The organism is Arthrobacter sp. Cza30 (assembly GCF_059090765.1).
This window is the reverse complement of record NZ_JBNHGA010000007.1, coordinates 72367-97073: the sequence shown is the minus strand read 5'-3', so window position 1 is coordinate 97073 and position 24707 is coordinate 72367. Positions and strand designations below refer to the sequence as shown.

22 protein-coding genes are annotated in these 24707 nt (G+C 69.7%); 19 read left to right on the top strand and 3 right to left on the bottom strand.

Annotated features, from left to right (window positions below; translation table 11 throughout):
• Positions 1 to 2: 2 nt before the first annotated feature.
• From AC5RVZ_RS23280 to AC5RVZ_RS23270, 3 genes are read left to right on the top strand one after another with little or no spacing between them, the layout of a single operon-like run.
• On the top strand, positions 3 to 656 hold the full coding sequence (locus AC5RVZ_RS23280) for a CoA transferase subunit B (protein ID WP_494068017.1): 654 nt from the start codon (positions 3 to 5) through the stop codon (positions 654 to 656).
• Entirely contained in the window at positions 653 to 1246 is a 594-nt protein-coding gene (locus AC5RVZ_RS23275) for a MaoC family dehydratase (protein ID WP_494068016.1), read from the top strand. Before AC5RVZ_RS23280 ends, AC5RVZ_RS23275 begins: the two co-directional genes overlap by 4 nt.
• Positions 1243 to 2061, top strand: coding sequence for an HpcH/HpaI aldolase/citrate lyase family protein (locus tag AC5RVZ_RS23270; protein WP_494068015.1), 819 nt, complete (start codon positions 1243 to 1245; stop codon positions 2059 to 2061). Before AC5RVZ_RS23275 ends, AC5RVZ_RS23270 begins: the two co-directional genes overlap by 4 nt.
• 56 nt (positions 2062 to 2117) lie before the next feature.
• Here the strand turns inward: AC5RVZ_RS23270 and AC5RVZ_RS23265 are convergent, their stop codons facing one another.
• Together AC5RVZ_RS23265 and AC5RVZ_RS23260 are read right to left on the bottom strand one after the other, a co-directional pair.
• Positions 2118 to 2969, bottom strand: a complete 852-nt coding sequence (locus tag AC5RVZ_RS23265; protein ID WP_494068014.1) for a response regulator — start codon at positions 2967 to 2969, stop codon at positions 2118 to 2120.
• The gene (locus tag AC5RVZ_RS23260; protein WP_494068013.1) at positions 2966 to 4561 is read right to left on the bottom strand and encodes an ATP-binding protein; all 1596 of its coding nucleotides are present in this window, start codon (positions 4559 to 4561) and stop codon (positions 2966 to 2968) included. Before AC5RVZ_RS23260 ends, AC5RVZ_RS23265 begins: the two co-directional genes overlap by 4 nt.
• 196 nt (positions 4562 to 4757) lie before the next feature.
• Between AC5RVZ_RS23260 and AC5RVZ_RS23255 the strand changes: the two genes are divergently transcribed.
• The 12 genes from AC5RVZ_RS23255 (at position 4758) to AC5RVZ_RS23200 (ending at position 18460) form a co-directional block, all read left to right on the top strand.
• Complete coding sequence (locus tag AC5RVZ_RS23255; RefSeq protein WP_494068012.1) at positions 4758 to 5765, top strand: Bug family tripartite tricarboxylate transporter substrate binding protein; 1008 nt, start codon at positions 4758 to 4760, stop codon at positions 5763 to 5765.
• 83 nt (positions 5766 to 5848) lie between these two features.
• Positions 5849 to 6307 (top strand): tripartite tricarboxylate transporter TctB family protein, encoded by a 459-nt coding sequence (locus AC5RVZ_RS23250; RefSeq protein ID WP_494068011.1) that lies wholly within the window; start codon positions 5849 to 5851, stop codon positions 6305 to 6307.
• On the top strand, positions 6300 to 7850 hold the full coding sequence (locus AC5RVZ_RS23245; protein ID WP_494068010.1) for a tripartite tricarboxylate transporter permease: 1551 nt from the start codon (positions 6300 to 6302) through the stop codon (positions 7848 to 7850). The genes AC5RVZ_RS23250 and AC5RVZ_RS23245 overlap by 8 nt, the downstream gene beginning before the upstream one ends.
• The gene (locus tag AC5RVZ_RS23240) at positions 7847 to 8242 is read left to right on the top strand and encodes a universal stress protein (protein WP_493977715.1); all 396 of its coding nucleotides are present in this window, start codon (positions 7847 to 7849) and stop codon (positions 8240 to 8242) included. Before AC5RVZ_RS23245 ends, AC5RVZ_RS23240 begins: the two co-directional genes overlap by 4 nt.
• 389 nt (positions 8243 to 8631) lie before the next feature.
• Positions 8632 to 9846: a 1-deoxy-D-xylulose-5-phosphate reductoisomerase gene (dxr, locus tag AC5RVZ_RS23235; protein ID WP_494068009.1), complete on the top strand. Its 1215-nt coding sequence runs from the start codon at positions 8632 to 8634 to the stop codon at positions 9844 to 9846.
• A complete protein-coding gene (locus AC5RVZ_RS23230; protein WP_494068008.1) occupies positions 9843 to 11222 on the top strand; it encodes a M50 family metallopeptidase in 1380 nt (459 codons plus the stop codon). The genes dxr and AC5RVZ_RS23230 overlap by 4 nt, the downstream gene beginning before the upstream one ends.
• 173 nt (positions 11223 to 11395) lie before the next feature.
• Positions 11396 to 13180: a hypothetical protein gene (locus AC5RVZ_RS23225; protein ID WP_494068007.1), complete on the top strand. Its 1785-nt coding sequence runs from the start codon at positions 11396 to 11398 to the stop codon at positions 13178 to 13180.
• A gap of 115 nt (positions 13181 to 13295) precedes the next feature.
• Positions 13296 to 13586 (top strand): YciI family protein, encoded by a 291-nt coding sequence (locus tag AC5RVZ_RS23220; protein WP_494068006.1) that lies wholly within the window; start codon positions 13296 to 13298, stop codon positions 13584 to 13586.
• Between the two features lie 92 nt (positions 13587 to 13678).
• Positions 13679 to 14845: a flavodoxin-dependent (E)-4-hydroxy-3-methylbut-2-enyl-diphosphate synthase gene (ispG, locus tag AC5RVZ_RS23215; protein ID WP_494068285.1), complete on the top strand. Its 1167-nt coding sequence runs from the start codon at positions 13679 to 13681 to the stop codon at positions 14843 to 14845.
• 28 nt (positions 14846 to 14873) lie between these two features.
• Positions 14874 to 15722 (top strand): GNAT family N-acetyltransferase, encoded by an 849-nt coding sequence (locus AC5RVZ_RS23210; protein ID WP_494068005.1) that lies wholly within the window; start codon positions 14874 to 14876, stop codon positions 15720 to 15722.
• A 141-nt stretch (positions 15723 to 15863) separates the two neighbouring features.
• A complete protein-coding gene (locus tag AC5RVZ_RS23205; RefSeq protein ID WP_494068004.1) occupies positions 15864 to 17663 on the top strand; it encodes a proline--tRNA ligase in 1800 nt (599 codons plus the stop codon).
• Positions 17660 to 18460, top strand: coding sequence for a sulfite exporter TauE/SafE family protein (locus tag AC5RVZ_RS23200; RefSeq protein ID WP_494068003.1), 801 nt, complete (start codon positions 17660 to 17662; stop codon positions 18458 to 18460). The genes AC5RVZ_RS23205 and AC5RVZ_RS23200 overlap by 4 nt, the downstream gene beginning before the upstream one ends.
• A 33-nt stretch (positions 18461 to 18493) precedes the next feature.
• Here AC5RVZ_RS23200 and AC5RVZ_RS23195 read toward each other — a convergent pair whose 3' ends face one another.
• Positions 18494 to 19555 carry a DUF4439 domain-containing protein gene (locus AC5RVZ_RS23195; protein ID WP_494068002.1) on the bottom strand — a complete coding sequence of 354 codons (1062 nt, stop codon included), beginning with the start codon at positions 19553 to 19555 and terminating at the stop codon, positions 18494 to 18496.
• A 127-nt stretch (positions 19556 to 19682) separates the two neighbouring features.
• On the opposite strand from AC5RVZ_RS23195, the gene rimP reads away from it, so the two are divergent.
• From rimP to infB, 4 genes are all read left to right on the top strand, one after another.
• On the top strand, positions 19683 to 20297 hold the full coding sequence (gene rimP, locus AC5RVZ_RS23190; RefSeq protein ID WP_494068001.1) for a ribosome maturation factor RimP: 615 nt from the start codon (positions 19683 to 19685) through the stop codon (positions 20295 to 20297).
• A 1-nt stretch (position 20298) separates the two neighbouring features.
• Entirely contained in the window at positions 20299 to 21273 is a 975-nt protein-coding gene (nusA, locus tag AC5RVZ_RS23185) for a transcription termination factor NusA (protein WP_494068000.1), read from the top strand.
• Positions 21274 to 21358: 85 nt separating this feature from the next.
• Positions 21359 to 21733 carry a YlxR family protein gene (locus tag AC5RVZ_RS23180; RefSeq protein WP_494067999.1) on the top strand — a complete coding sequence of 125 codons (375 nt, stop codon included), beginning with the start codon at positions 21359 to 21361 and terminating at the stop codon, positions 21731 to 21733.
• A 143-nt stretch (positions 21734 to 21876) separates the two neighbouring features.
• Positions 21877 to 24696, top strand: a complete 2820-nt coding sequence (gene infB, locus AC5RVZ_RS23175) for a translation initiation factor IF-2 (protein ID WP_494067998.1) — start codon at positions 21877 to 21879, stop codon at positions 24694 to 24696.
• Positions 24697 to 24707: the final 11 nt, after the last annotated feature.

Here is a 24707-nt window from a genome sequence, read left to right as displayed (position 1 = left end):
CCATGGCGCTGACGCGCAACGAACTGGCCGCCCGGGTGGCCCGGGAACTGGAAAACGGGCAATACGTGAACCTGGGCATCGGCATGCCCACCCTGATTCCGAACTACATCCCGGACGGCGTGGAAGTCATCCTGCATTCGGAGAACGGGATCCTCGGTGTCGGCCCGTATCCGACCGAGGAGAACATCGACCCGGACCTGATCAACGCGGGCAAGGAGACCGTGACGCTCAACCGGGGAGCGGCGATCTTCGACTCCTCCGCTTCCTTCGGCATGGTGCGGGGCGGGCACGTCGACGTGGCCGTTCTCGGCGCCATGCAGGTGTCCCGGACCGGAGACCTGGCCAACTGGATGATCCCCGGGAAGATGGTCAAGGGCATGGGCGGTGCCATGGACCTGGTCTTCGGTGCCAAACGGCTGATCGTCATGATGGAACACGTGGACAGGGACGGGAATCCCAAGATTTTGACCGAATGCACGCTGCCGCTCACCGGCAGGGGCTGCGTGGACACCATCATCACCGACCTGGCGGTCATCGACGTCGCGGAGCAAGGACTGGTGCTGCGCGAGACGGCCCCCGGCGTCGAGGTGCAGGACGTCGTGGCCGCCACCGGCACCGAACTCCGGGTCGACCAGTACCAGGCGGGTGCCCGGTGAACACTGATGCCGGGGCAGCGGCCACGCCGTCGGAAGCCGCCGGGGCGCAGAAAGTGATCATCCAGCGCGGGCTCTACTTCGAGGAGATCGAAGCGGATGTCATCTACGCGCACCGGCCGGGCCGGACTGTCACCGAGGCGGACAACGTCTTCTTCACCACCGCCACCATGAACAACCAGGCGCTGCACCTGGACGCGGCGTGGGCGGCGGAGCAGCCGTTCGGCCAGCGGCTGATGAATTCCATGTTCACCCTCGCCACGGTCGTGGGCCAGTCCGTCGGCCAGCTCACCCAGTCCACGATCGTGGCTCAACTGGGCATGACCGACGTGACGTTCCCGCACCCGCTCTACCACGGGGACACCCTGTACACGGAGACGGTGGTCACCGACAAGCGGCTGTCCCGGTCCCGGCCCGGCACCGGCGTGGTGAACATGCACCATACCGGCCGGAACCAGCACGGGGACGTGGTCGCCACGGTGACGCGCAGCTGCCTGATGTGGACCAAGGACGGCCACGCGCACGCCATCGCGGGCTCGGAAACGGCCGACGCCGAACTGTGGGACGGCCGGCCCGGGGACGGAATCCGATGACCGGCTTCGCCATGGGGCCGGCCATCCTGTTTTGTCCGGCGGACCGCCCGGACCGGTACGGCAAGGCGGCCGCACGCGCCGACGCGGTGATTCTGGACCTGGAGGACGCCGTTGCCCCGGGCGACCGTGCGGCGGCCCGGGCGGCCATCATCGAGAACCCGCTGGACCCCGAACGGACGATCGTGCGGGTCAACGCGGCCGGCACCGCCGACCACGCGCCGGACCTGGACGCCGTCCGGCGGTCCGGGTACCGCACCATCATGCTGGCCAAGGCGGAGGACGCGGCGGCCGCCGTCGGCCTCGGGGAGTACTCGGTGGTGGCCCTGTGCGAGACGGCGCTGGGCGTGCTGCACGCCGCGGAGCTGGCACGCTGCGCGAACGTCACCGCGCTGATGTGGGGAGCCGAGGACCTGGTCGCCTCATTGGGCGGCAGTTCCAGCAGGTTCGCGTCCGGAACCTACCGGGACGTTGCCCGGCAGGCGCGTGCCCGGGTCCTGCTCGCCGCCGGCGCCTACGGCAAGGCCGCCATCGACTCGGTCTACCTCGACATACCGGACCTCGGCGGGCTCGCGGCCGAGGCTGAGGACGCCGTCGCCTCGGGCTTCGCGGCCAAGGCCATCATCCACCCCAGCCAGGCCGACGTGGTGCGGGCCGCCTACCGTCCGGGCGAGGAGGAAACCGACCGTGCGGCCGCGCTGCTGGCCGCCGCCGCCACCGAATCCGGGGCCTTCCGGTTCCGCGGCCAAATGGTCGACGGGCCGGTCCTCAAGCACGCGGAGCAGATCCTGCGGCGGGCGCGGCAAACCCCGTCGTGACGTCTGATCGGGACGTAGGCCCGTCCTGACGCCTGCTCGGGACCGGCAGGCCCGTCCTAACGGCTGATCGGGACGTAAAACTTTTCCGGCCGGCCCGCTGCCCCGTACCGCGGGGTGATCCGTGCCTCGCCGCGCGAGACCAGGTACTCCAGGTACCGCCGCGCGCTGACCCGGGCCAGGCCCAGCCGCCCAGCGACCTCGGACGCAGAGGAGGCCGCGCCGGCCGCATTCAGGTCGGCGATCACCGCCTCCAGGGTGGGCAGGGACAGGCCCTTGGGCAGCGGGCCCGCGGCCCCCGAGCCGGACAGCGCCATGGCGGAAAGCGCGGTGCGGCCGGCGTCGCTTCCGGAGGCGGCGGCAGCGCGCGGCAACAGGCGGGGTGCGCCCGAGGCACCGCGGGGCGCCGGGCCTGCAGCGGTTGCGTCCGCGTCCCGCCGGGCGGACTCCCTGCCGGCATCGAGCTGCGGCGCGAGCAGCCGGTCGATGCCGTCCTGGTCCAGCACGGCGGAGTCGTCGCTGCCGCTGATTTGCCGGCGGTGTTCCACATAGGCGTCCAGCCGCTCCATCAGAACCCGCGCGTTGAACGGCTTCACGAGGTAGTGGAGCACTCCGCCGGCCATCGCGGCCCGCACCGTGTCCAGTTCGCGTGCCGCAGTAATCGCGATGACGTCGACAGGTTCCCCGGGAAGGTTCCGGACCGCGCGCAGGACTTCGATGCCGCTCATGTCCGGCAGGTGGATGTCCAGCAGCACCAGTTCGGGGCGAAGCGCCGCGACCATGGCCAGGCCCTCGGCCCCGGTGTACGCGGTGCCCACGGCGTCGAAGGCCCCGTGGGCCAGCAGGAAGCCGGTGTGCACCCCGGCAACTTCTTTGTCGTCGTCGATGACGACCGTGCGGATCTGGCTCATGGGACCGGAACTCCCTGCGCGCGGGCGTTGGGCGGGGTGGGCGAGAACGTGACCGTGAATTCGGCGCCGCCGGAGGCCGAGGCCGCCACCCGGGCGCTGCCGCCGCGCCGCGCCGCAACGCGGCTGACCAGCGCGAGGCCGAACCCCCGGCTGCCCGGCAATGCGGCCTCCTTGCCCGAGACGCCCGGCTCGAAGATGCGGTGGTATTCCTCCGCCGGGATGCCGGGGCCGTCGTCCGCGACCGTGATGGTGCAGCCGGCCGGGCCGCTGGCGACGGCGACGGTGATGGTTCCCTGCATCCCCACGGCCTCGATGGCGTTGTCGATCAGGTTCCCGAGCACCGTGACCGCATCGGTGGTGCCGTCCGGGGCGAGCTCGGACGCCGGATCGATGAGCAGCCTGATGTCCTTTTCGTCGCAGATGGTGGTCTTGGCCATCAGCAGGCTGGCCGCGTCCGGGTCCGTGATGCCCGGGGCCAGTTCGCCCGCCACCACCGACCCGCCGTGGCCGGAACGCGAGATGAAGTCCACCGCCTGTTGCGCGCGGCCCAGTTCCAGCAGGCCGGAGATCACATGCATCTTGTTGGAAAATTCGTGCGCCTGGGCACGCAGGGCCTGGGTGACATCCCGTGCGCCGTCCAAATCCTGCAGCAGCTGGTGCAGTTCGGTGCGGTCCCGCAGGATGAGGACGCTGCCCACGCGTCGCGAGTCCACGGTGGCCGCGTTGGCCCGGGCCAGCAGCACCCGTTCGCCGGCGAGGACCGTTTCGTCGGCGCCGCCGGTGGCCGCGAGCATTGCTGCCAGCTCCGGTTCCAGGATGGTGGTGGCTGGCTGGCCCAAGGCGCTGTCGGAGACCTCCAGGAGCCGTTTCGCCTCATCGTTGAGCAAGGCGAGGCGCCCGCGGTCGTCGACGGCGACCACGCCCTCGCCGATGCCGTGCAGCATCGCGTCGCGCGTCTCGAGCAGGGCGGCGATCTCCTCCGGCTCGAGCTGATAGATCCGCCGCCACACCAGCCGCGAGATGTAGATCGCGCCCGCCGATCCCACCAGTGCCGCCGCGATGAGCCAGGCCAGCAGAACGGGCAAGTCGTCGTTGAGGTCATCGCGCAGCGTCGATTCCAAGGTGCCGACCGACGCGGTGCCGATCACTGTGCCGCCCGACCGGTCATAGACGGGCACCTTCACCCGCCACGACTCGCCCAGCGTGCCGGTCTGCCGGCCGACGAACGTCTCGCCGGACAACGGGATCGACGGGTCCGTGGAAACCATCTGCCCGATCAACGCCGGGTTCGGGTGGGAGTAGCGGATCCCGCGGTCGTCCGTGACCACCACATAGGTCACGCCCGTGGACTGCGCGATGAGCTCGGCGATCGGCTGGATGGTCTCGCTGGGGTCTTCGTCGTCGAAGGCGTCCACAATGGACGGCAGTTGCGCCACCGAGCGTGCCACGCCGATCATCCGTCCCTCGTAGGCGTCGCGGATCTGCTGCTCCTGCATCGAAATGGCGACCGAGCCGGCCACCAGCACGACGGCGAGCAGGATGGACAGCTGCAGCACAAACAGCTGGGTCCGCAGCGACAGGGATTGGAACACACCACCATTTTCGCATGCTGTTAGCTGCGCCACTTTGCAGCCGTTATCCGGTGCCTCAGGGGCGGGGCGCGGTCGTGACCACAATGACCAATACGGCCACAATGACCGCATTCTTCCCGCGCGGCGCACCGGTCCCTACGCTGGGGCGCACGGCATGGTGATGCCCATCACGCCGGCTGGAGGAGGAAGAACCTACATGAAGCTCGACCGTACGATGAGACGCCGTTCGGCCCTGGTGGCCGCCGCGGCAGCATCCGCCCTGGTCCTGGCCGCCTGCGGCTCCACTACTGGCGGCGGTGGCGGTGCCGAAGAAGCCGGCATCGACAAGCTCAACATCATTGTCCCGGCAGACCCGGGCGGCGGCTGGGACCAGACCGGCCGCGCCATCCAAAAGGATCTGCAGGAGAACGACCTGGTTTCCAGCGCCTCGGTGGTCAACATCGGCGGCGCCGGCGGCACAAACGGGCTGGCGAAGCTGGCCACCGAACAGAACCCGGACACCCTGATGGTGATGGGGTACGTCATGGTCGGGGCCGTGGAAACCAACAAGTCGAAGAACCGGATCGAAGACACCACGCCGATCGCCCGGCTCACCGAAGAGCCGCTCGTCGTCGTTGTTCCCGCCGACTCGCCGTACCAGACAATCGACGACCTGATCGCCGACGTCAAGGCCAAGGGCAAGGGCGTCTCCATCACCGGCGGGTCCGCCGGCGGCGCCGACCACATCCTGGCCGGCCTCATGCTGAAGGAAGCCGGAATCGGCGCCGACAGCCTGAACTACATCCCGTACTCCGGCGGCGGGGAGTCGCTGGCGGCGCTGCTGGGCAACAAGGTCTCGGCCGGCATCTCCGGCGTGGGCGAGTACGCGGAGCAGGTCAAGGCCGGCAAGCTGCGTGCCCTGGCGGTCTCCGGTCCGGAGGCCGCGCCGCAGTTGCCCGAGGTCAAGCCCCTGAAGGAGCAGGGCATGGACGTGGTGCTCACCAACTGGCGCGGCGTCGTGGCTCCCGGGTCCATCGACGACGCCCAGGCGGAGAAGCTCACGGCGCTGATGACCGAGCTGCACGAAACCGACGCGTGGAAGGAAACCCTGTCCACCAACAACTGGGGCGACGCGTTCCTGGCCGGCGAAGAATTCGCCAGCTTCCTGACGGAGGACATCGAGACAGTCACCGCGACCCTGACGGATATCGGTCTCGTGAAGTAATCATGGCCTCTTCCACTACTGGAGCGGTCCGGGGCGGCACTGCCGCCCCGGGCAAGCCGCTCGGAGAAATAATCTTCGCGGCCGTGATCCTGAGCATCGGGATCGTCGGCTTCGTGGCCGGGGCAGGGATCGAAACGCCCGACTCGGCCAGCGACATCGGACCCCGGGCGCTGCCGTACATCGTCTCCGGCCTGCTGGTGGCCGTCGGTGCCGGGCTGATCGTGCAGCTGCTGCGCGGCGTCACCGGCGAGGCCGAAGAGGGCGAAGACATCGATCCGGATGTCAAGACGGACTGGCTGACCGTCGCCAAGATGGCGGGCGCCGTCGTCGTTCATATTTTCCTGATCGTGCCGCTGGGCTGGCCGGTTGCCGCGGCGGTGCTGTTCGTCGGCGCTGCGTGGGCGCTCGGCGCCAAGCCGCTGTGGCGTGCGGCCGTGGTCGGGGTGGTCATGGCGCTGCTGCTGCAGTTCGCGTTCGCCGGGCTCCTCGGCGTCTCGCTGCCCGCCGGCGTGCTCGAAGGGGTGCCGTTCCTGAATGGATAACTTCTACGCCCTCCTGGAGGGCTTCTCCGTGGCGATGCAGCCGATCTACCTGCTGTACGCCCTGGGCGGCGTCCTGGTCGGAACGGCGGTGGGCGTGCTGCCGGGTATCGGGCCGGCGATGACCGTTGCCCTGCTGATGCCGATCACGTACAGCCTCGAGCCGACGGCGGCGATCATCGTCTTCGCCGGCATTTACTACGGCGGCATGTACGGCGGCTCGACCACGTCGATCCTGCTGAACACGCCCGGTGAATCCGCCTCCATCGTCACCGCGCTCGAGGGCAACCGGATGGCCAAGGCCGGCCGCGGCGCCGCGGCGCTGGCGACGGCGGCGATTGGCTCCTTCATTGCCGGCACGGTCGCGACGGTGCTGCTGAGTTTCGTGGCGCCCTATGTTGCCGCGTTCGCGGTGCAGATCGGGCCGGTGGAGTACGTCGCCCTGATGGTCGTGGCGTTCCTGACCGTGGGCGCGCTGCTGGGCGCCTCGGTGCTGCGCGGCCTGGCCTCGCTGGGGCTGGGACTGTTCATGGCGTTCATGGGCGTGGACCTGATGACCGGCCAGCAGCGCTACACCTTCGGCAGCCCGTTCCTGGCGGACGGGATCGACGTGGTGCTGGTGGCCGTGGGGCTGTTCGCGCTGGGCGAGGCGCTGTACGTGGCGTCCCGGCTGCGGCACGGGCCCGTCAAGGTCATCCCGGTGACCGGCGGCTGGACGTCGTGGATGAAGAAGGAGGACTGGCGGCGGTCCTGGAAGCCGTGGCTGCGCGGGACCTTCATCGGCTTCCCGATCGGCACCATGCCGGCCGGCGGCGCCGACGTGGCCACCTTCCTGTCCTATGCGTCCGAGAAGAAGCTGGCCCGGGGCGCGCGCAAGAAGCAATTCGGGCGCGGCGCCATCGAGGGCGTGGCCGGGCCCGAGTCGGCCAACAACGCGGCCGCGGCCGGCGTGCTGGTCCCGCTGCTGACGCTGGGCATTCCGACGACGGCGACGGCGGCGATGATGCTGGTGGCCTTCCAGCGCTACAACATCCAGCCCGGGCCGCTGCTGTTCGAGGTCGAGGGTGCCCTGGTCTGGGCACTGATCGCCAGCCTCTACGTTGGCAACCTGATGCTGCTGGTGCTGAACCTGCCGCTGGTGGGCATCTGGGTGAAGATCCTGCAGATCCCGCGGCCGTACCTCTACGCCGGCATCCTGGTCTTCGCGGCCATGGGCGCGTTCTCGGTGAACTTCACCCCGGTCGACGTGTTCGTGCTGCTGGTGGTGGGCGTGCTGGGCTTCTTCATGCGCCGGTACGGCTACCCGATTGCCCCGCTCGTGGTGGGCATGATCCTGGGGCCGATTTTCGAGAGCCAGCTGCGGCGTTCGCTGGCCATCTCCCAGGGGGATCCGATGGCGCTGGTGTCCACCCCGATCTCGGCCGGCATCTACGTCGCGCTGGTCATTATCTTCGTGCTGTCCTTCTGGATGAAGAAGCGCCAGCGCGTGATGGAATCGGCGATGCTCGACGACGAGAACCCCCAAGGCAAGGAGGTCAGCGCATGACGACGATAGTGGTGGGGTATGTTCCTAACGCCCTGGGCGACGCCGCACTGGCCGCCGCCATCGACGAGGCCGGCCGCCGTTCGGCGAAGCTGCTGGTGGTCAACACCACCCGGGCCGACCGGTTGGTGGACCCAACGTATGCGGACGCCGCCGACGTCACCCGGCTGGAGTCGGTCCTGGCGGGGGCTGGCGTCGATTTCAGCATCAGGCACGGCATCTCGGACGGGCTGGCCGCCGACGACGTGCTCGACGCCGCCGAAGAGTCCGGGGCGGACCTGATTGTCATCGGGGTGCGCAACCGGACGCCGGTAGGCAAGCTGGTGATGGGTTCCACGGCGCAAACGATCCTGCTGGGCGCCTCCTGCAACGTGCTGGCGGTCAAGCAGGGGTAGCCGGCGGCGCGGCTTCGATGGCTTGCTACAGTCGTCAACCCCGCGCTCGCGGGGGAGCGCCGAGGCGCTGACATCGACGCCGGTGCAGGGTTTGGCTGCCGGTGCAGGGCCCACAAACCCTGCACCGGCAGATTTTCCCTGCACCCGGCGCCATGTCCGGGCGGGTGAGGAGCAGGTTCCCGCGGCCGGGGGGTTGTCGTCGAGATGACCCGCCGTAAAGGGCGATCCCGCCACCAGGTCAGGGGATATAACCGGTGATCTCGCCACCAGGTCAGGGGATGGCTTCGAGATCACCCCGGATAACCGGTGATCTCGAAGCCAAGGGGTAACTTGGACGCCACACAGCCCGTGCTCCGCGGCCGGACCGCCGGTGCTGGATAATTGAGCGCATGGAGTTCCGAGACCCGCCCCGCGCCGCCCCGCTTCCCGCCCGACGCAGGGTAGTGCTGCTGGGTTCCACCGGTTCGATCGGCACGCAGGGGATCGACGTCGTGGACGCGGCCCCGGAACGCTTCGAGGTCACGGCGCTCGCCGCCGGCGGCAACGTGGAACTGGCCGCCCGGCAGGCGGTCCACACCCGGGCCCAGGCCGTCGGAACCGCCGCCGGAACGGTGGACGAACTGGCAACGGCCATCAAGGCCGCCGCGGCGGACGCCGGGGTGTCCGGCTACTCGCCGGAGCTCTTTGCCGGCCCCGACGCCGCGGCGAGGATCGCCGCCTGGCCGGACGCCGACGTCGTGCTTAACGGCATTACCGGGTCCATCGGCCTGGCCCCCACGCTGGCCGCGCTCGGTGCGGGCCACCTGCTGGCACTGGCCAACAAGGAGTCCCTGATTGCCGGCGGACCCCTGGTCAAGCAGGCCGCGCGGCCGGGGCAGATCGTGCCGGTGGATTCGGAACACTCGGCGCTGGCGCAGGCGCTCCGCTCGGGCACGGCCGCCGAGGTGGAACGGCTGATCGTCACCGCTTCCGGCGGGCCGTTCCGCGGCTACAGCAGGGCGGAGCTGCGCGACGTCACCCCGGCGCAGGCGCTGGCGCACCCGACCTGGGACATGGGCCGGATGGTCACCACCAACTCGGCGACCATGGTCAACAAGGCGCTGGAAGTCATCGAAGCGCACCTGCTCTTCGACGTCCCGCTGGAGCGGATCGACGTGGTGGTGCACCCGCAGTCGGTGGTGCACTCGATGGTGCAGTTCACCGACGGATCCACCATCGCGCAGGCCTCGCCGCCGGACATGCGCCTGCCGATCGCGCTCGGCATGGGCTGGCCGGAGCGGGTGCCCGGCGCCGCGCAGCCGTGTGACTGGAGCCAGGCCAGCAGCTGGACCTTCGAGCCCCTGGACGAGGAGGTCTTCGGCGCGGTGCGGCTGGCCAAGGAGGCGGCAGGCCGCGGCGGGACCTTCATGGCCGTGTACAACGCGGCCAACGAGGAAGCCGTTGACGCCTTCCACGACGGCCGGATCCGCTTTGACGAGATCGTGGAGACGGTGGCTGCCGTGGTGGACGAGCACGCGCCGTCCGGTGAACTGACCGTGGCCGCAGTGCTGGCCGCAGAGGACTGGGCACGCTCGCGGGCCCACGAACGTTTGGCTATGTTGTGACCATTCTGCTTTTCATTCTCGGCGTCCTCTTCGTGGCCGTCGGCATCGCCGTGTCCATCGCCCTGCACGAGGTGGGCCACCTGCTGCCCGCCAAGCTGTTCAAGGTGCGGGTCACCCAGTACATGGTCGGCTTCGGCAAGACCCTCTTCTCCCGCCGGCGCGGCGAGACCGAATACGGCGTGAAGGCCATCCCGCTCGGCGGCTACGTCTCGATGATCGGCATGTACCCGCCGGCCAAGGACGGCACCGGCCGCAGCGGCGGCAGCGGAGGCGTCGACGGCGGCGTCGCGGTCCGCCGGTCCAGCACCGGCATGTTCCAGCAACTGGCCAACGACGCCCGGCAGGCCGAAGCCGAGCGGCTGCAGCCCGGCGACGGAAACCGGATGTTCTACAAGCTGCCGGTCTGGAAACGGATCATCATCATGCTCGGCGGTCCGTTCGTGAACCTGGTCATCGGCACGGTCCTGATCGGCATCGTACTGGTCGGCTTCGGCACCGCCCAGGCCACCACCACCATCGCCCAGGTCAATAAATGCGTGGTCCCGGCGTCGCAGGCCGCCGAAACGGGACAAACCGACTGCCTGCCCAGCGATCCGGAGGCTCCCGCCACGGCGGCGGGGATCCGGCCTGGGGACACCGTCACCGCCTTCGACGGCAGGCCGGTCACCGACTGGTACCAGTTGACCACCTGGATCCGGGAGGCGGCGGGGGAGCAGACGCCGATCACGCTGCAGCGCGACGGCCGGGAAATCACCACCACCATCACCCCGATCCTCACCGAACGCCCGGTATACGACGACGCCGGGCAACCTGTGCTCGACGGCGACGGCGAGCCGGTGACGGAGCAGGCGGGCTTCGTGGGGATGGGCGCCACCACCGCGCTGGTACCGCAGCCGGCCGGCGACGTGCTCCCGGCCGTGGGGGAGAACCTGCAGGCGATCACCGGCGTGGTGCTCCATCTGCCGCAGCGGCTGGCCGACGTGGCCGAGGCCGCTTTCAGCGATGCTCCGCGGGACCCGAACGGGCCGATGAGCGTGGTGGGCGTGGGCCGGATTGCCGGCGAGATCAGCGCGATGGACGAGATTCCCTTCGAGGCGCGGGCGGCCTCGCTGATCGGGTTGGTCGGCTCGGTCAACCTGGCGCTGTTCGTGTTCAACCTGATCCCGCTGCTGCCGCTCGACGGAGGGCACGTGGCCGGCGCGCTCTGGGAGGCCATCCGCCGCGGCTTCGCCAAGCTGTTCCGCCGCCCGGATCCGGGGCCGGTGGACATCGCCAAACTGCTCCCGCTGACCTACGTGGTGGCCGTGGTGCTGATGGGCATGGGCGCCCTGCTGATTTACGCGGACATCGTCAAACCGGTCAACATCTTCGGCTGATCCCGCCGTCACGGCGGCGCCGCGGCGAAACCGCCGCCTCCCTGATCCGGCACGACGGCGGTGCTCGCCCGTGTGCGCGGCAGGCCCGTGTGCGCGGCGCGCCCGCCGTTGGTTGGAACCCGGCCCTTCGCCGTGGTTAGACTGGCCGGAACCGGCGAAGGGAGCCACAACCCGTGAGCACGGCACCGCGGACAGTCCGCACCGCAGCGAGCCTTTGGGGCACCGCCCGGGCGGAGACGATGGGCCGCAGGCCCCGGTTCAGGACCGGCGCCGCCGCCGTCCTGGCGGCCGCTGTTGCACTTGCCGGTTGCACCGCGCCGGGCGAGGCGCAGGATCCGCCATCATCGGCAGCGTCAACAGAGGCTGCCCCGGATCGCGTGCAGTTGAGGGCCGGTGCCGCCGATCCGCAGGTGATTGCCGGATCCGACGCCGAAGCATCGCTCGCTGCCAGCCAGGCGTTGTTTGACTCCAGTCCCGTGGCGTTCGTCGCGCCTCCCGACGATGCCGAGGCCATAGCTGCCGCGGCTGCCGAGTCGGTACCGATGGGTGTGCCGCTGCTGTTGGCCGGAGACGGGCTGGCCGAAGAGCTGGAGCGCCTCGGCGTCCGCCAGGTCAAGGCTTTCGGGCAGCCGCCCGCCGAACCGGTGGGCTCCCCGAGCGCCGCGCCGGAGGCCGGCTCCAGGGCAGGGCCCTCCGATTCGACCAAGGCCGGCTCCGCGGCCGGGTCCTCCGCCTCGGGCGCTGCCGGCTCGGCCGCTGGATCCACCGCCTCTGCCATCCCCGGCTCCGCGGCCCTGAATACCGCATCGACGGGGTCCGACGCCGACCCGGACCGCGGCCTCGAGGCGTGGGCCCCGCTGCTGACGGACGCGGAAATCCTGCCCCCGGACGGGGACGTGGAGGCGCCCGAGCGTGCCGAGGAGCCCGCGGCCGTCTCGGTGTTGACGGCCAAGGACGGCGGGCGGGACTATCCCGCGACCCTGGCGGTCGTCGAAGCGGCAGGCGCCCGGGTCTTCCAGGACCCGCACGCAGACCCGCGGCGCGGCAGCGAGACCATCGACTTCCTGCGCCAGGAGCCCGACAACCGCGTGCTCGCCGTTGGCAAGGACTTCGGCAGCGGCGACACCTTCGCGCGCCGGACCACGGCGGCGCTGACCGTGCCGGAGCTGCCCGGCGGCGGGCAGTTGGCCTTCCCGTCCCGGCGGATGGTGGCGCTGTACGGTCATCCCTCCGGACCAGCCCTCGGCGCGCTCGGCGAGCAGGATGCCAAGGCGTCAGTGCAGCGCGTGAAGAAACTCGCCAAGCAGTACCAACCGCACAGCAAGGAACCGGTGGTCCCGGCGTTCGAGATCATCGCCACGGTTGCCAGCGCCTCGGCCGGAAAGGACGGCGACTATTCGGAGGAGACGGATCCGGACGAGCTGCGCCCCTGGATCGACGCCGCCGGCGAGGCCGGGGTGTACGTGGTGCTGGACTTGCAGCCGGGCCGGTCGGACTTCCTCACCCAGGCCAGGATGTACGAGGACCTGCTGAAGGAACCGCACGTGGGCCTGGCCCTGGACCCGGAATGGCGGCTGGGCAAGGGGCAGCGTCACATGGAGCAAATCGGCTCGGTGTCCGCTGCGGAAATCAACCGGGTCGGCGACTGGCTGGCGGAGCTTACCCGCAAGAACTCCCTGCCCCAGAAGGTGCTGATCCTGCACCAGTTCCAGTACCAGATGATTTCGGACCGCCAGAAGCTGGAAACCGGCCACGAGGAGCTGGCCCTGGTGCTGCACGCCGACGGCCACGGCGGGCCCGACCAGAAACTGGACACCTGGCGCGTCCTCCGGGAGGACCTGCCAAAGAACATCTGGATGGGCTGGAAGAACTTCTACGACGAAGACACCCCGACCTTCAGCCCGGAACGCACCTACACCGGCGTGAAGCCGGCTCCGTGGTTCGTTTCCTACCAGTAGCCCCGCCTCCTACCGATAGCCCGCCCGCACCACCGGCGGCCACCGCAGCCCGCCCGCATCCACAGCCGGCCTACCGATAGCCCTCCCGCATCCACCGGCGGGTAAGGTGAAGGCCATGAGTGTCTTTGCCGTCGAATACGTCTACGCCGCCGATTCCGAGTCCGGCCGGGACGAATACCGTCCCTCCCACCGCGCCTGGCTGGGCGGCTTCCTGGACCGGGGCCGCCTGCTGGCCTCCGGCCCCTACGCCGACGGCACCGGTGCCCTGCTGATCTTCACCGCCGAGGACGAAGCCAGCCTGCTGGAGGAGCTGAAGCAGGATCCGTTCAACGTCAACAACTTCGTCTCCGGCCTGAAAGTCACCGACTGGAAGCCCGTCACCGGGGCGTTCGCCGACCACGCATGATCCTTCCCACTCCCGCAGCATGTGCCAACGCCCGGCGGGGAGGGGATAATGAAACCTGATCAGCAACTGCCTACCGGCACATGGAGGACGTTTTGACCTCGGTCAATCTTGGAATGCCAGCTTCACCACCGCCAGTCCTGGCGCCGCGCCGCAAGACCCGGCAGATCAAGGTCGGGTCCGTCGGGGTCGGGTCGGACTCGCCCATCAGCGTGCAGTCGATGACCACCACGCCCACCACGGATATCAATGCCACGCTGCAGCAGATTGCCGAACTGACGGCCTCCGGTTGCGACATTGTCCGGGTGGCCTGCCCCAGCGCCGATGACGCCGAGGCCCTGCCGATCATCGCCAAGAAGTCCCAGATTCCGGTGATCGCGGACATCCACTTCCAGCCCAAGTACGTTTTTGCCGCCATCGATGCCGGCTGCGCCGCCGTCCGCGTCAATCCGGGCAACATCCGCAAATTCGACGACCAGGTCAAGGAGATCGCCGCGGCCGCCAAGGCCGCCGGCACCTCCATCCGGATCGGCGTCAACGCCGGTTCCCTGGACCCGCGGCTGATGCAGAAGTACGGCAAGGCGACCCCGGAGGCGCTGGTGGAATCCGCCGTCTGGGAGGCGTCGCTGTTCGAAGAACACGACTTCCACGACTTCAAGATCTCGGTCAAGCACAACGACCCGGTGGTCATGGTCCGCGCCTACGAACTGCTGGCCGAACGCGGCGACTGGCCGCTGCACCTCGGCGTCACCGAGGCCGGTCCCGCGTTCCAGGGCACCATCAAGTCCGCCACCGCCTTCGGGGCGCTGCTGTCGAAGGGGATCGGGGATACCATCCGCGTGTCCCTGTCCGCCCCGCCGGTAGAAGAGATCAAGGTCGGCCTGCAGATCCTGCAGTCGCTCAACCTGCGGGAACGCAAGCTGGAAATCGTTTCCTGCCCCTCCTGCGGGCGCGCACAGGTGGACGTGTACAAGCTGGCCGACGAAGTCACTGCCGGGCTCGAAGGCATGGAGGTGCCGCTGCGGGTCGCCGTGATGGGCTGCGTGGTCAACGGGCCGGGCGAAGCCCGCGAAGCCGACCTGGGGGTGGCCTCCGGCAACGGGAAGGGCCAGATCTTCGTCAAGGGCCAGGTCATTAAGACTGTTCCCGAAGACCAGATTGTGGAAACGCTGATTGAAGAAGCACTGCGGATTGCCGAGGAGATGGGTGACTCCGATGGCGAGAATGCTGTCAAGGGTAGCCCCGTGGTTAACGTCAGCTAGCCGCGACACGGCGGGTGCGGCAGGGGCCGTGCCCGTCGATCAGCATGCCGGAATACGGCCGCTGGCGGACGCCGATACCGCGGACCTTTGGGCGTTGGTGCGCGCCGATCCGGTAGCCAACGTCTTCCTCGCCGCCCACCTGGAGACCGCCGGGACCGCCGGCCCCACCCCGTCCGGTGCCCACATCCTGGGAATGTACGACGACGGCGTCCTCACCGGGGCCTGCTGGGCGGGCGTGAACGTGGTCCCGTCCGGGCTGGATGCCGAACAGGGCGCCCGGCTGGGCGCCCACCTGGCCGCCGGCGGACGGCGCATGTCCTCCATCTTCGGGCCCGCCGAGGGCGTGCTCGGCATCTGGTCCTCGTACCGGCACGCCCATCCGCGGGCCTTCGACGTCCGGCCCAACCAGCCGCTGATGGAGCTGCGCGGAACTCCCGCCGTGCCCGCGGACCCGCAGGTGCGGTTCTCCACCGACGACGACTTTGAGGTGCTGGTGCCCGCCTGCGTCGCGATGTTCGAGGAGGAAGTCGGGTACTCGCCGCTGATCGGCGGCGGCCAGCACTACCGGCAGCGTGTGGCCACCCTGATCGGGAAGGGACACTCGCTGATCCGCCGGGACGGCCAGGGGCAGGTCGTGTTCAAGGCAGAACTGGGCAACGTCAGCGCCGACGCGGTGCAGATCCAGGGCGTCTGGGTGAACCCCGCCTACCGCGGCCGCGGTCTGGCAGCCGGCTGCATGGCCGCCGTCGTCGAGCTGTCCCGCAAGTACGCGCCGGTCGCAAGCCTCTACGTTAACGATTACAACCACCGGGCCATGGCCGCCTACGCCGCGGTCGGCTTCCGGCAGGTCGGCACCTTCGCCACCGTCTTGTTCTAGCCGCGGGTCCAGGCGCGCCGCGGCCGCCCCGCCGCACGGGCCTGCGGCTGTCGCTGGCACGCGCGCGGAGCCAGTAGATTAGAAGGCAGTTGAATTTCGCGGGCCGCTGCCGGCCCAACCCTTGAGAAACGGATTCCTGCAGTGGTACTTCGCCTGTCCAGCATGTTCCTGCGCACCCTGCGCGATGACCCGGTAGACGCAGAAGTTGCCAGCCACAAGCTGCTGGTGCGCGCCGGCTACATCCGCCGCGCCGCCCCTGGCATCTACTCCTGGCTGCCGCTGGGCCTGAAGGTGCTGGCCAAGGTGGAGGCCGTGGTCCGCGAGGAGATGAACGCCATCGGCGCCCAGGAAGTCCATTTCCCGGCGCTGCTGCCGCGCGAACCGTACGAGGCGACGAATCGCTGGACCGAGTACGGCGACGGGTTGTTCCGCCTGCAGGACCGCAAGGGCGCGGACTACCTGTTGGCCCCCACGCACGAGGAAATGTTCACCCTGCTGGTCAAGGACCTGTACTCCTCGTACAAGGACCTGCCGGTGACGCTGTACCAAATCCAGAACAAGTACCGCGACGAGGCCCGCCCGCGCGCCGGGCTGCTGCGCGGCCGCGAATTCATCATGAAGGACTCCTACTCCTTCGACGTGGACGACGAGGGCCTGGACGTCAGCTACGACGCGCACCGGCGCGCCTACCTGCGGATCTTCAAGCGCCTGGGCCTGGAAGTGGTGACCGTCAAGGCCACCTCGGGCGCCATGGGCGGGTCGAAGAGCGAGGAGTTCCTGCATCCCACCGAGATCGGCGAGGACACCTTCGTGCGTTCGCCCGGCGGCTACGCCGCAAACGTGGAGGCCGTCACCACCGTGGCGCCGGAGCCGGTGGACTACGCCGATGCCCCGGCTGCCGAGGTCAAGGACACCCCGGATACCCCCACGATCGACACCCTGGTGGCCGCGGCCAACCAGCTGGCACCTCGCGCGGACGGGGAATGGACCGCCGCGGACACGTTGAAGAACGTCGTCCTGGCCATCAAGCTGCCCACCGGCGAGCGGAGTTTGGTGGTCATTGGCGTACCGGGCGACCGCGCCGTCGACCTCAAGCGCGTCGAGGCGAACATCGGTGCCTTCCTCCCGGTGGGCGGCGAAGTCGAGGTCGAGGCGGCCACCGAGGAAGACCTGAAGAAGCATCCGGGTCTGGTCAGGGGCTACATCGGTCCCGGCGAGAGCCTGGACGCCGCGGTCCTCGGGACCGAGTCGGCCACCGGCCTGCTCTACCTCGTGGATCCCCGGGTGGTGCCCGGCACGCGCTGGATCACCGGCGCCAACGAGGACGGCAAGCACGTGTTCGGCCTGGTGGCCGGCCGCGACTTCGGCTGGGACGGCGTCGTCGAGTCGGTCGAGGTCCGCGAAGGGGACCCCGCGCCGGACGGCTCCGGTCCGCTGGAGGCGGCCCGCGGCATCGAAATGGGCCACATCTTCCAGCTGGGCCGCAAATACGCCGAGGCGCTGGGCCTGCAGGTGCTGGACCGCAACGGCAAACTGGCCACGGTGACCATGGGCTCCTACGGCGTGGGCGTCACGCGTGCGGTGGCCGCGCTGGCCGAGGCCTATCACGACGACAAGGGCCTGACCTGGCCGCGCAACGTGGCCCCGGCCGACGTCCACATCGTCGCCACAGGGAAGGGCACGGAGATTTTCGAGGCAGCCAACAGGCTGGCCGAGGAACTGTCCGCCGCCGGCGTCGATGTCATCTACGACGACCGGCCCAAGGTCTCCCCGGGCGTGAAGTTCTCCGACGCCGAACTCATCGGCGTGCCCACCATCGTGGTGGTCGGCCGCGGGCTGGCCGACGGCGTCGTGGAAGTCAAGGACAGGGCCACCGGGCAGGCCGAAAACGTGCCGCTGGCCGAGGCTGCCGGGCAGTTGGCAGCCCTGGCCGGGAGGTGACCTCCGGCCTCGAGGAACTGCAGCTGGCCACCCTCGCCCTCGTGGTCGTGGGTGGCTTTGCCGCCGGCTGGGTGGACGCCGTGGTGGGCGGCGGCGGCCTGCTCCAGTTGCCGGTGCTGCTGCTGGTCCCCGGCATCAGCCCGGTGCAGGCGCTGGCCACCAACAAGATGGGCTCCATCTTCGGCACCACCACCAGCGCGGTCACCTATTACCGCAGGGCGCACCCGGACCTGAAAACGGCGCTGCCGATGGCCGCCGTCGCGCTGGCCGGGAGCTTCGGCGGGGCGATCGTGGCCACCGTGCTGCCCGCCGAGGTATTCAAGCCGATCATCGTCGCCGCGCTGATCGCGGTGGCCGTCTTTACCGCGCTCCGTCCGACGGCGGGATCGTTGACCCGGCTGCGCTACAAGGGCGCCCGGCATCTGGGCACGGCCGCCGGAATCGGGCTGGTCATTGGCTTCTACGACGGCCTGATCGGCCCCGGTACGGGCTCGTTCCTGATCATCGCGATGGTGGCGCTGCTCGGCTACAACTTCCTGGCCGCCAGCGCCAAGGCCAAGATCGTGAACATGGCCACCAACCTGGGCGCCCTGGCCTTTTTCCTGCCGAGCGGGGCGCTGCTGTGGGGGCTCGGGCTGGTGCTCGGCGTCGCCAACATGGCCGGCGGTTACGTCGGTGCGCGGATGGCCGTCTCACAGGGCAGCAAGTTCATCCGGGTGGTCTTCCTGGCCGTGGTCGCGGCCCTGATCCTCAAACTTGGCTACGACGTGTTGCAAGAGAACGTGCTGGGCCGCTGATCCCGACCGGAGGGGCGGTCAGCTGTCCGCCCCTCACGAGTCGGTGGCGGGCGCGGCCGGCAGCTCGTCGTCCAGTCCCGGGGCCGGCGGCACGACGCCGCTCGAGGCCGCCAGGTCCGCCGTGGCGGCGGCGAGGCCGGACACCGCGTGCTCCCGCACCCTCCCGCTGCTGAGCGCGACCAGGTCGGCCAGCGGCCGGAGGGCGGTCTCCTCGGCGCCCTGCAGCGCCGGCAGCGGATCGGCCGCGAAGTCGCTGCCCAGGGCATACGCCGGCTCCGGCAACGGCAGGGCGAGGCATTCGGCCGCCGCCACCGCCCGCCAGTTCGCGGCGGCGTCGGCATGCGCCGCGAGGCGTTCGGCGGCGACCGCACGTTCGGCGCCGGCGAGGCGCGGCAGCACCGTTTCATAGGCGTAGGCCAGGCGCTCGTGGCTGCGGACGACGGCGGCCAAGGCCTCCGCCGTCGACGGCGCGCCGGGCGACGGCGACCGGGGCCCGTCCCCGGCCGGAGCGGAAGGCGCGGCGCAGCCGGGGGATGCGGGCGGTATCTCCGGGGCGTCCCACGGCGCAGCCACTTCCGCCCCGCCGGCCAAAACCTGCGCCTGCGCGAACACCGCGGAGCCGATCGAGGCCAGCAGCCGGGCCAGCCCCGGGTCCGCCTCCTGGGCGTCGGCCAGCAGGTCGCCGGCCAGCCCGGCCAGCTCCCCGGGACCGGGTGGCTTTACGGCCGGGGCCGGGCTGCCGGCAGAGCCGGCGGGGGAAGACGGGGCCGCGGTGTCTGGTGCGGCAGGGGACCCGGACGGCCAGGACGTGGTCAGCCTCAGCAGGTCCGCTTGCGTCCGGAGCAGGTCGGCGGTGGGGGAGGCGCCGTCGTCGTCGTGTTCCTCGAAGGCCGAGGCCAGGCCCTCCAGCCCGGCCAGGGCGTCGAGGCGTGCTTGCTCGGTGGTGCTCGGGGGCGGGGCGGGGTCGGTGATGCTCGCCACCACGGTGCCGGTGCTGACCACGATCGCCGCGGTGAGCAACAGCAGCGGCGCCCGGCGCCACGCCCGGGATGGCGCGGCCTGCTTGCCGCCGCGGCGCCTTGAAGTAGATCCCACAACTGAAGATGATGTCACGGGTTCGGCGTCGGCTGCACCGGCGGTGGCGGGTACTGGCGGCGGGGAGGCCACCAGTGACGGTAAAGTCGCTAGTCTAGAAGCGAGACTTACGAAACAGGGAGGCAGCATGGCCCAGCGGCGCGATCACAGCGGCGTGCCCACTACCGGAGGGACATCCGGTACCGACACGTCCGCGGAGGCCGCACGCCTGAAAGAGCTGCTGGAACCGTCCGTCGCCGCGCACGAGTTGTTCCTCGAGGATGTGGAAATCCGGCACGTCGGATCACAGCGCATCATCCACGTCGTCGTGGACCTGCCCGAGGACCAGACCGGCGGCGTGGGGCTCGATGCCATCGCCGAGGTGTCGCAGGCCCTCTCCAAGACGCTGGATGAGGACCCGCGCGACGACGGCCGGGCCTACAGCCTGGAGGTATCCTCGCCGGGGCTCAGCCGGCCGCTCACCCAGCTGCGCCACTGGCGCCGGAACGTGGGCCGGCTGGTCAAGGTCAAGCTGGTCGCCGGCGACGACGTTGCCGGCCGCCTGCTGGAGGTCGGCGAGGCCGGCGTGACCGTTCGGCCGGAAGAAGCGCCGAAGAAGGGCATGAAGCCCCGTCCCGGCGAACCGGTGCACCTGGACTTTACGAACATCCGCTCCGGCAAGGTCGAAGTGGAGTTCGCCCCGGTAGACGACGACACGATTGCTGCCGCCGACGGCGAGCTGGAGAACGAGGAGGAGGCCTGAGATGGATATCGATATGAGCGCCCTGCGGCTGCTTGAGCGCGAACGCGAAATTCCGCTGGACCTGCTGATCCCTACGATCGAGCAGGCCCTGCTGGTGGCCTATCACAAGTCGCCCGGCTCCATCGACCAGGCCCGGGCGGAGCTGGACCGCAAGAGCGGCCACGTCACCATCTGGGCGGCCGAGGTGGACGACGACGGCACCGTGATCGGCGAGTTTGACGACACGCCCAGCGGGTTCGGCCGGATCGCGGCCAGCACGGCACGCCAGATCATCCTGCAGCGGCTGCGCGACGTCGAGGACGACAACGTGCTGGGTTCCTTCCGCGGCAAGGAGGGGGAGCTGGTGTCCGGTTTGATCCAGCAGGGTCACAACCCCCACATGGTGCAGGTGGACCTTGGCACGGTGGAGGCGCTGCTGCCGCCGCCCGAACAGGTCCCGGGGGAGAGTTACGTGCACGGCACGCGCCTGCGCGCCTATGTGGTGGACGTCCACCGCGGCATGAAGGGCCCCTCGATTACGCTGTCCCGTTCGCATCCCGGCTTGGTGCGGAAGCTCTTCGAGCTGGAAGTACCCGAGATCGCGGACAAGAGCGTGGAGATTGTTGCCCTGGCGCGGGAGGCCGGCCACCGGACCAAGATCGCCGTCAAGGCCAACGTGCCCGGACTCAATGCCAAGGGTGCCTGCATCGGCGAGATGGGTTCCCGCGTGCGGGCCGTCATGACCGAGCTGCACGACGAAAAGATCGACATCGTCGACTTCAGCGAGGATCCGGCGACGTTCATCGCCAGTGCGCTGTCGCCGTCGCGGGTCAGCTCGGTGACCATCACCGACCCGGAGACGCGTTCCGCCCGGGTCGTGGTGCCGGATTACCAGCTTTCGCTGGCGATCGGCAAGGAAGGGCAAAACGCCCGGCTCGCGGCAAAACTGACGGGCTGGCGGATCGACATCGTGTCCGACGCAGCGATGGCCCAATAGCGCTGGAGAAGCAAAAACCACGCCCGGTTTCGGGCCTGCAACACGCCCGGTTCGTTGGCCGGGCACTGGAAGCGGTAGAATATCCATGGCCGGGTTTCCCGACAGTCAAAAGCCCTTGCAGGCGCACGCCCAGGCGGCCACGCCGCCCCAGCGGACCTGCATAGGCTGCCGGCGCCGGGAAGACCAGGCCGTTCTGCTGCGGCTGGCAGTCGAAGAAGTCGACGGTGTTCCCACCGTCGTCGTCGATCCGGCCCGCCGCAGGCCTGGACGCGGTGCCTGGATGCACCGCGGACCGGATTGCATGGAACTGGCTTTGAAACGGCATGCCTTCGGCAGGGCCTTCCGGGCCGCTGTTGACAGCAGCACTGTTGCAGACCAGTTCCGTGCTGACGACGAGGCGGCCACCGCGGCCGGCCCCGTCACCCCAACCGTCCAACCTGAAAGCGGGTCAGAAAACTGATGGAAACCCGATGAGTGCCAAGTGATGAGTACTTCATTGTGCTCCGCCCGCGGCCTTTCAGCCCATTCTGCTGAAAGCCGCAGCAAGAATTAGACGGTTCGTGCCCGGCAGACCTGCCTCGTGCGGACCGAGACAGGAGAAATGTGGCCAAGGTCCGCGTACACGAGCTCGCCAAAGAGCTCGGTATTACCTCGAAAGATGCAGTATCCAAACTGCAGGAGCTGGGCGAATTCGTCCGCTCAGCGTCATCGACCATTGAGGCACCCGTCGTGAAGAAGCTTCGCGACGCGTTCCCCGCCGCCGCCCCGAAGGGCGAGCAGGCGGCCCCCAAGACAGCCCCCAAGGCAGCAGCGCCCAAGCCGGGAGCGAAGCCCGCTCCCAGCGCGCCGGCTGCCCCGGCTCCGGCCGCCCCGGCTCCGGCCGCGGAAGCCACCAAGCCGTCGCCTGCCGCTCCGGCAGCACCGGCTCCCGCCGCTCCGGCGGCTCCGGCAGCGGAAGCGGCGCAGCAGCGTGCAGAAGCACCGGCTGCCAAGCCGGGATCGGCCGCTCCGCGCCCCGGCGGTCCCGCCGCGGCCCGGCCCGGTGCCCCGCGCCCCGGTGGCCCGCGCCCCGGCAACAACCCCTTCGCTACGTCCCAGGGCATGCCCCGCGGCCGCGGCGACCGCGACGCCGAGCGTGCACCGCGTCCGGGCAACAACCCCTTTGCAACCTCGCAGGGCATGCCCCGTCCGGGCGGCCCGCGTCCTCCGGCAGCCGGCCAGGGCGGTCCCCGTCCGGCCGCACCGCGTCCCGGCGCCGCACCGCGTCCGGGTGCTCCCGCGCGGCCGGGCGCACCTCGTCCCGGCGCACCGCGTCCCGGCGGTGCCCGTCCTACACCGGGCATGATGCCCAACCGCACCGAGCGACCGGCTCCGGCCGGCCGCGGCGGCGGCGCTCCCGGACGTCCGGGCGCTCCGGCCCGCCCCGGAGCCGGCGGACCGGCACCGGCCGGCGGCGGTTTCGGCAAGGGCGGCCGCGGACGCGGCGGTACCCAGGGTGCCTTCGGCAAGGGAGGCGCCGGCCGCGGCAAGCAGCGCAAGTCCAAGCGCGCCAAGCGCCAGGAACTGGAGCAGATGAGCGCACCGTCGCTGGGCGGCGTCTCGGTACCCCGCGGCGACGGCAGCACCGTTGTCCGGCTGCGCCGCGGCTCCTCCATCACCGACTTCGCCGACAAGATCGAGGCGAATCCGGCAGCGCTGGTTACGGTCCTGTTCCACCTCGGCGAGATGGCCACCGCCACGCAGTCGCTGGACGAGGACACCTTCGAGCTGCTGGGCGTTGAACTGGGCTACAAGATCCAGGTTGTCTCCCCGGAGGACGAAGAGCGCGAACTGCTTGACTCGTTCGACATCGACCTCGACGCCGAACTCGAGGCCGAGGGCGAAGCCGACCTCGAGCGGCGCCCCGCCGTCGTGACGGTCATGGGCCACGTGGACCACGGTAAGACCCGCCTGCTGGACGCCATCCGCAACACCCGGGTGGGCGAAGGCGAACACGGCGGCATTACCCAGCACATCGGCGCCTACCAGATCGACTTCCAGCACGATGACCGGGACCGGAAGATCACCTTCATCGACACCCCGGGCCACGAGGCGTTCACCGCCATGCGTGCCCGTGGCGCGAAGGTCACCGACATCGCCATCCTGGTGGTGGCCGCGGACGACGGCGTCATGCCGCAGACCGTGGAAGCGCTGAACCACGCGCAGGCTGCCGGCGTGCCCATCGTCGTCGCCGTGAACAAGATCGACAAGGAAGGCGCCAACCCGGAGAAGATCCGCGGCCAGCTGACCGAGTACGGCCTGGTTCCGGAGGAATACGGCGGCGACACCATGTTCGTGGACGTCTCGGCACGCGAGGGCCTGCACATCGAGGATCTCCTCTCGGCCGTGCTGCTGACCGCCGACGCGGCGCTGGACCTGCGGGCCAACCCGAACAAGGACGCCCGCGGCATCGCGATCGAGGCGAACCTGGACAAGGGCCGCGGCGCCGTGGCGACCGTACTGGTCCAGTCCGGAACGCTGCGGGTGGGCGACGCCATCGTCACCGGCAGCGCGCACGGCCGTGTCCGTGCCATGTTCGATGAAGACGGCGCATCCGTCACCGAGGCCGAACCGTCGCGTCCGGTCCAGGTGCTGGGTCTGTCCACCGTCCCGCGCGCCGGCGACACCTTCCTGGTGACCGACGACGAGCGGACCGCCCGCCAGATCGCCGAGAAGCGTGAAGCCGCGGACCGCAACGCAGCCCTGGCCAAGCGCCGCAAGCGCATCAGCCTCGAGGACTTCGACAAGGCCGTGGCCGAGGGCAAGGTCGACACCCTCAACCTCATCCTCAAGGGCGACGTGTCCGGTGCCGTGGAGGCGCTGGAAGACTCGCTGCTCAAGATCGATGTGGGCGAGGATGTCCAGCTGCGCGTCATCCACCGCGGTGTCGGTGCCATCACGCAGAACGACGTCAACCTGGCCACCGTGGACAACGCCATCATCATCGGCTTCAACGTCAAGCCGGCCGAGCGGGTGGCCGAACTGGCCGACCGCGAGGGCGTGGACATGCGCTTCTACTCGGTCATCTACGCAGCGATCGATGACATCGAACTCGCGCTGAAGGGCATGCTGAAGCCGGAGTACGAAGAGGCACAGCTGGGCACGGCCGAAATCCGCGAGATCTTCCGTTCCTCCAAGTTCGGGAATATCGCAGGCTCCATCGTCCGCTCGGGCACCATCCGCCGCAATACCAAGGCGCGTGTCACCCGCGACGGCAAGGTCATCGGCGAGAACCTCACCGTTGACTCGCTCAAGCGGTTCAAGGACGACGCGACCGAGGTCCGCGAAGGATTCGAATGTGGCATCGGACTTGGGTCGTTCAACGACCTCAAGGAAGGCGACATCATCGAGACCTTCGAAATGCGCGAAAAGCCGCGCGTCTAGCAGTCGGCCTG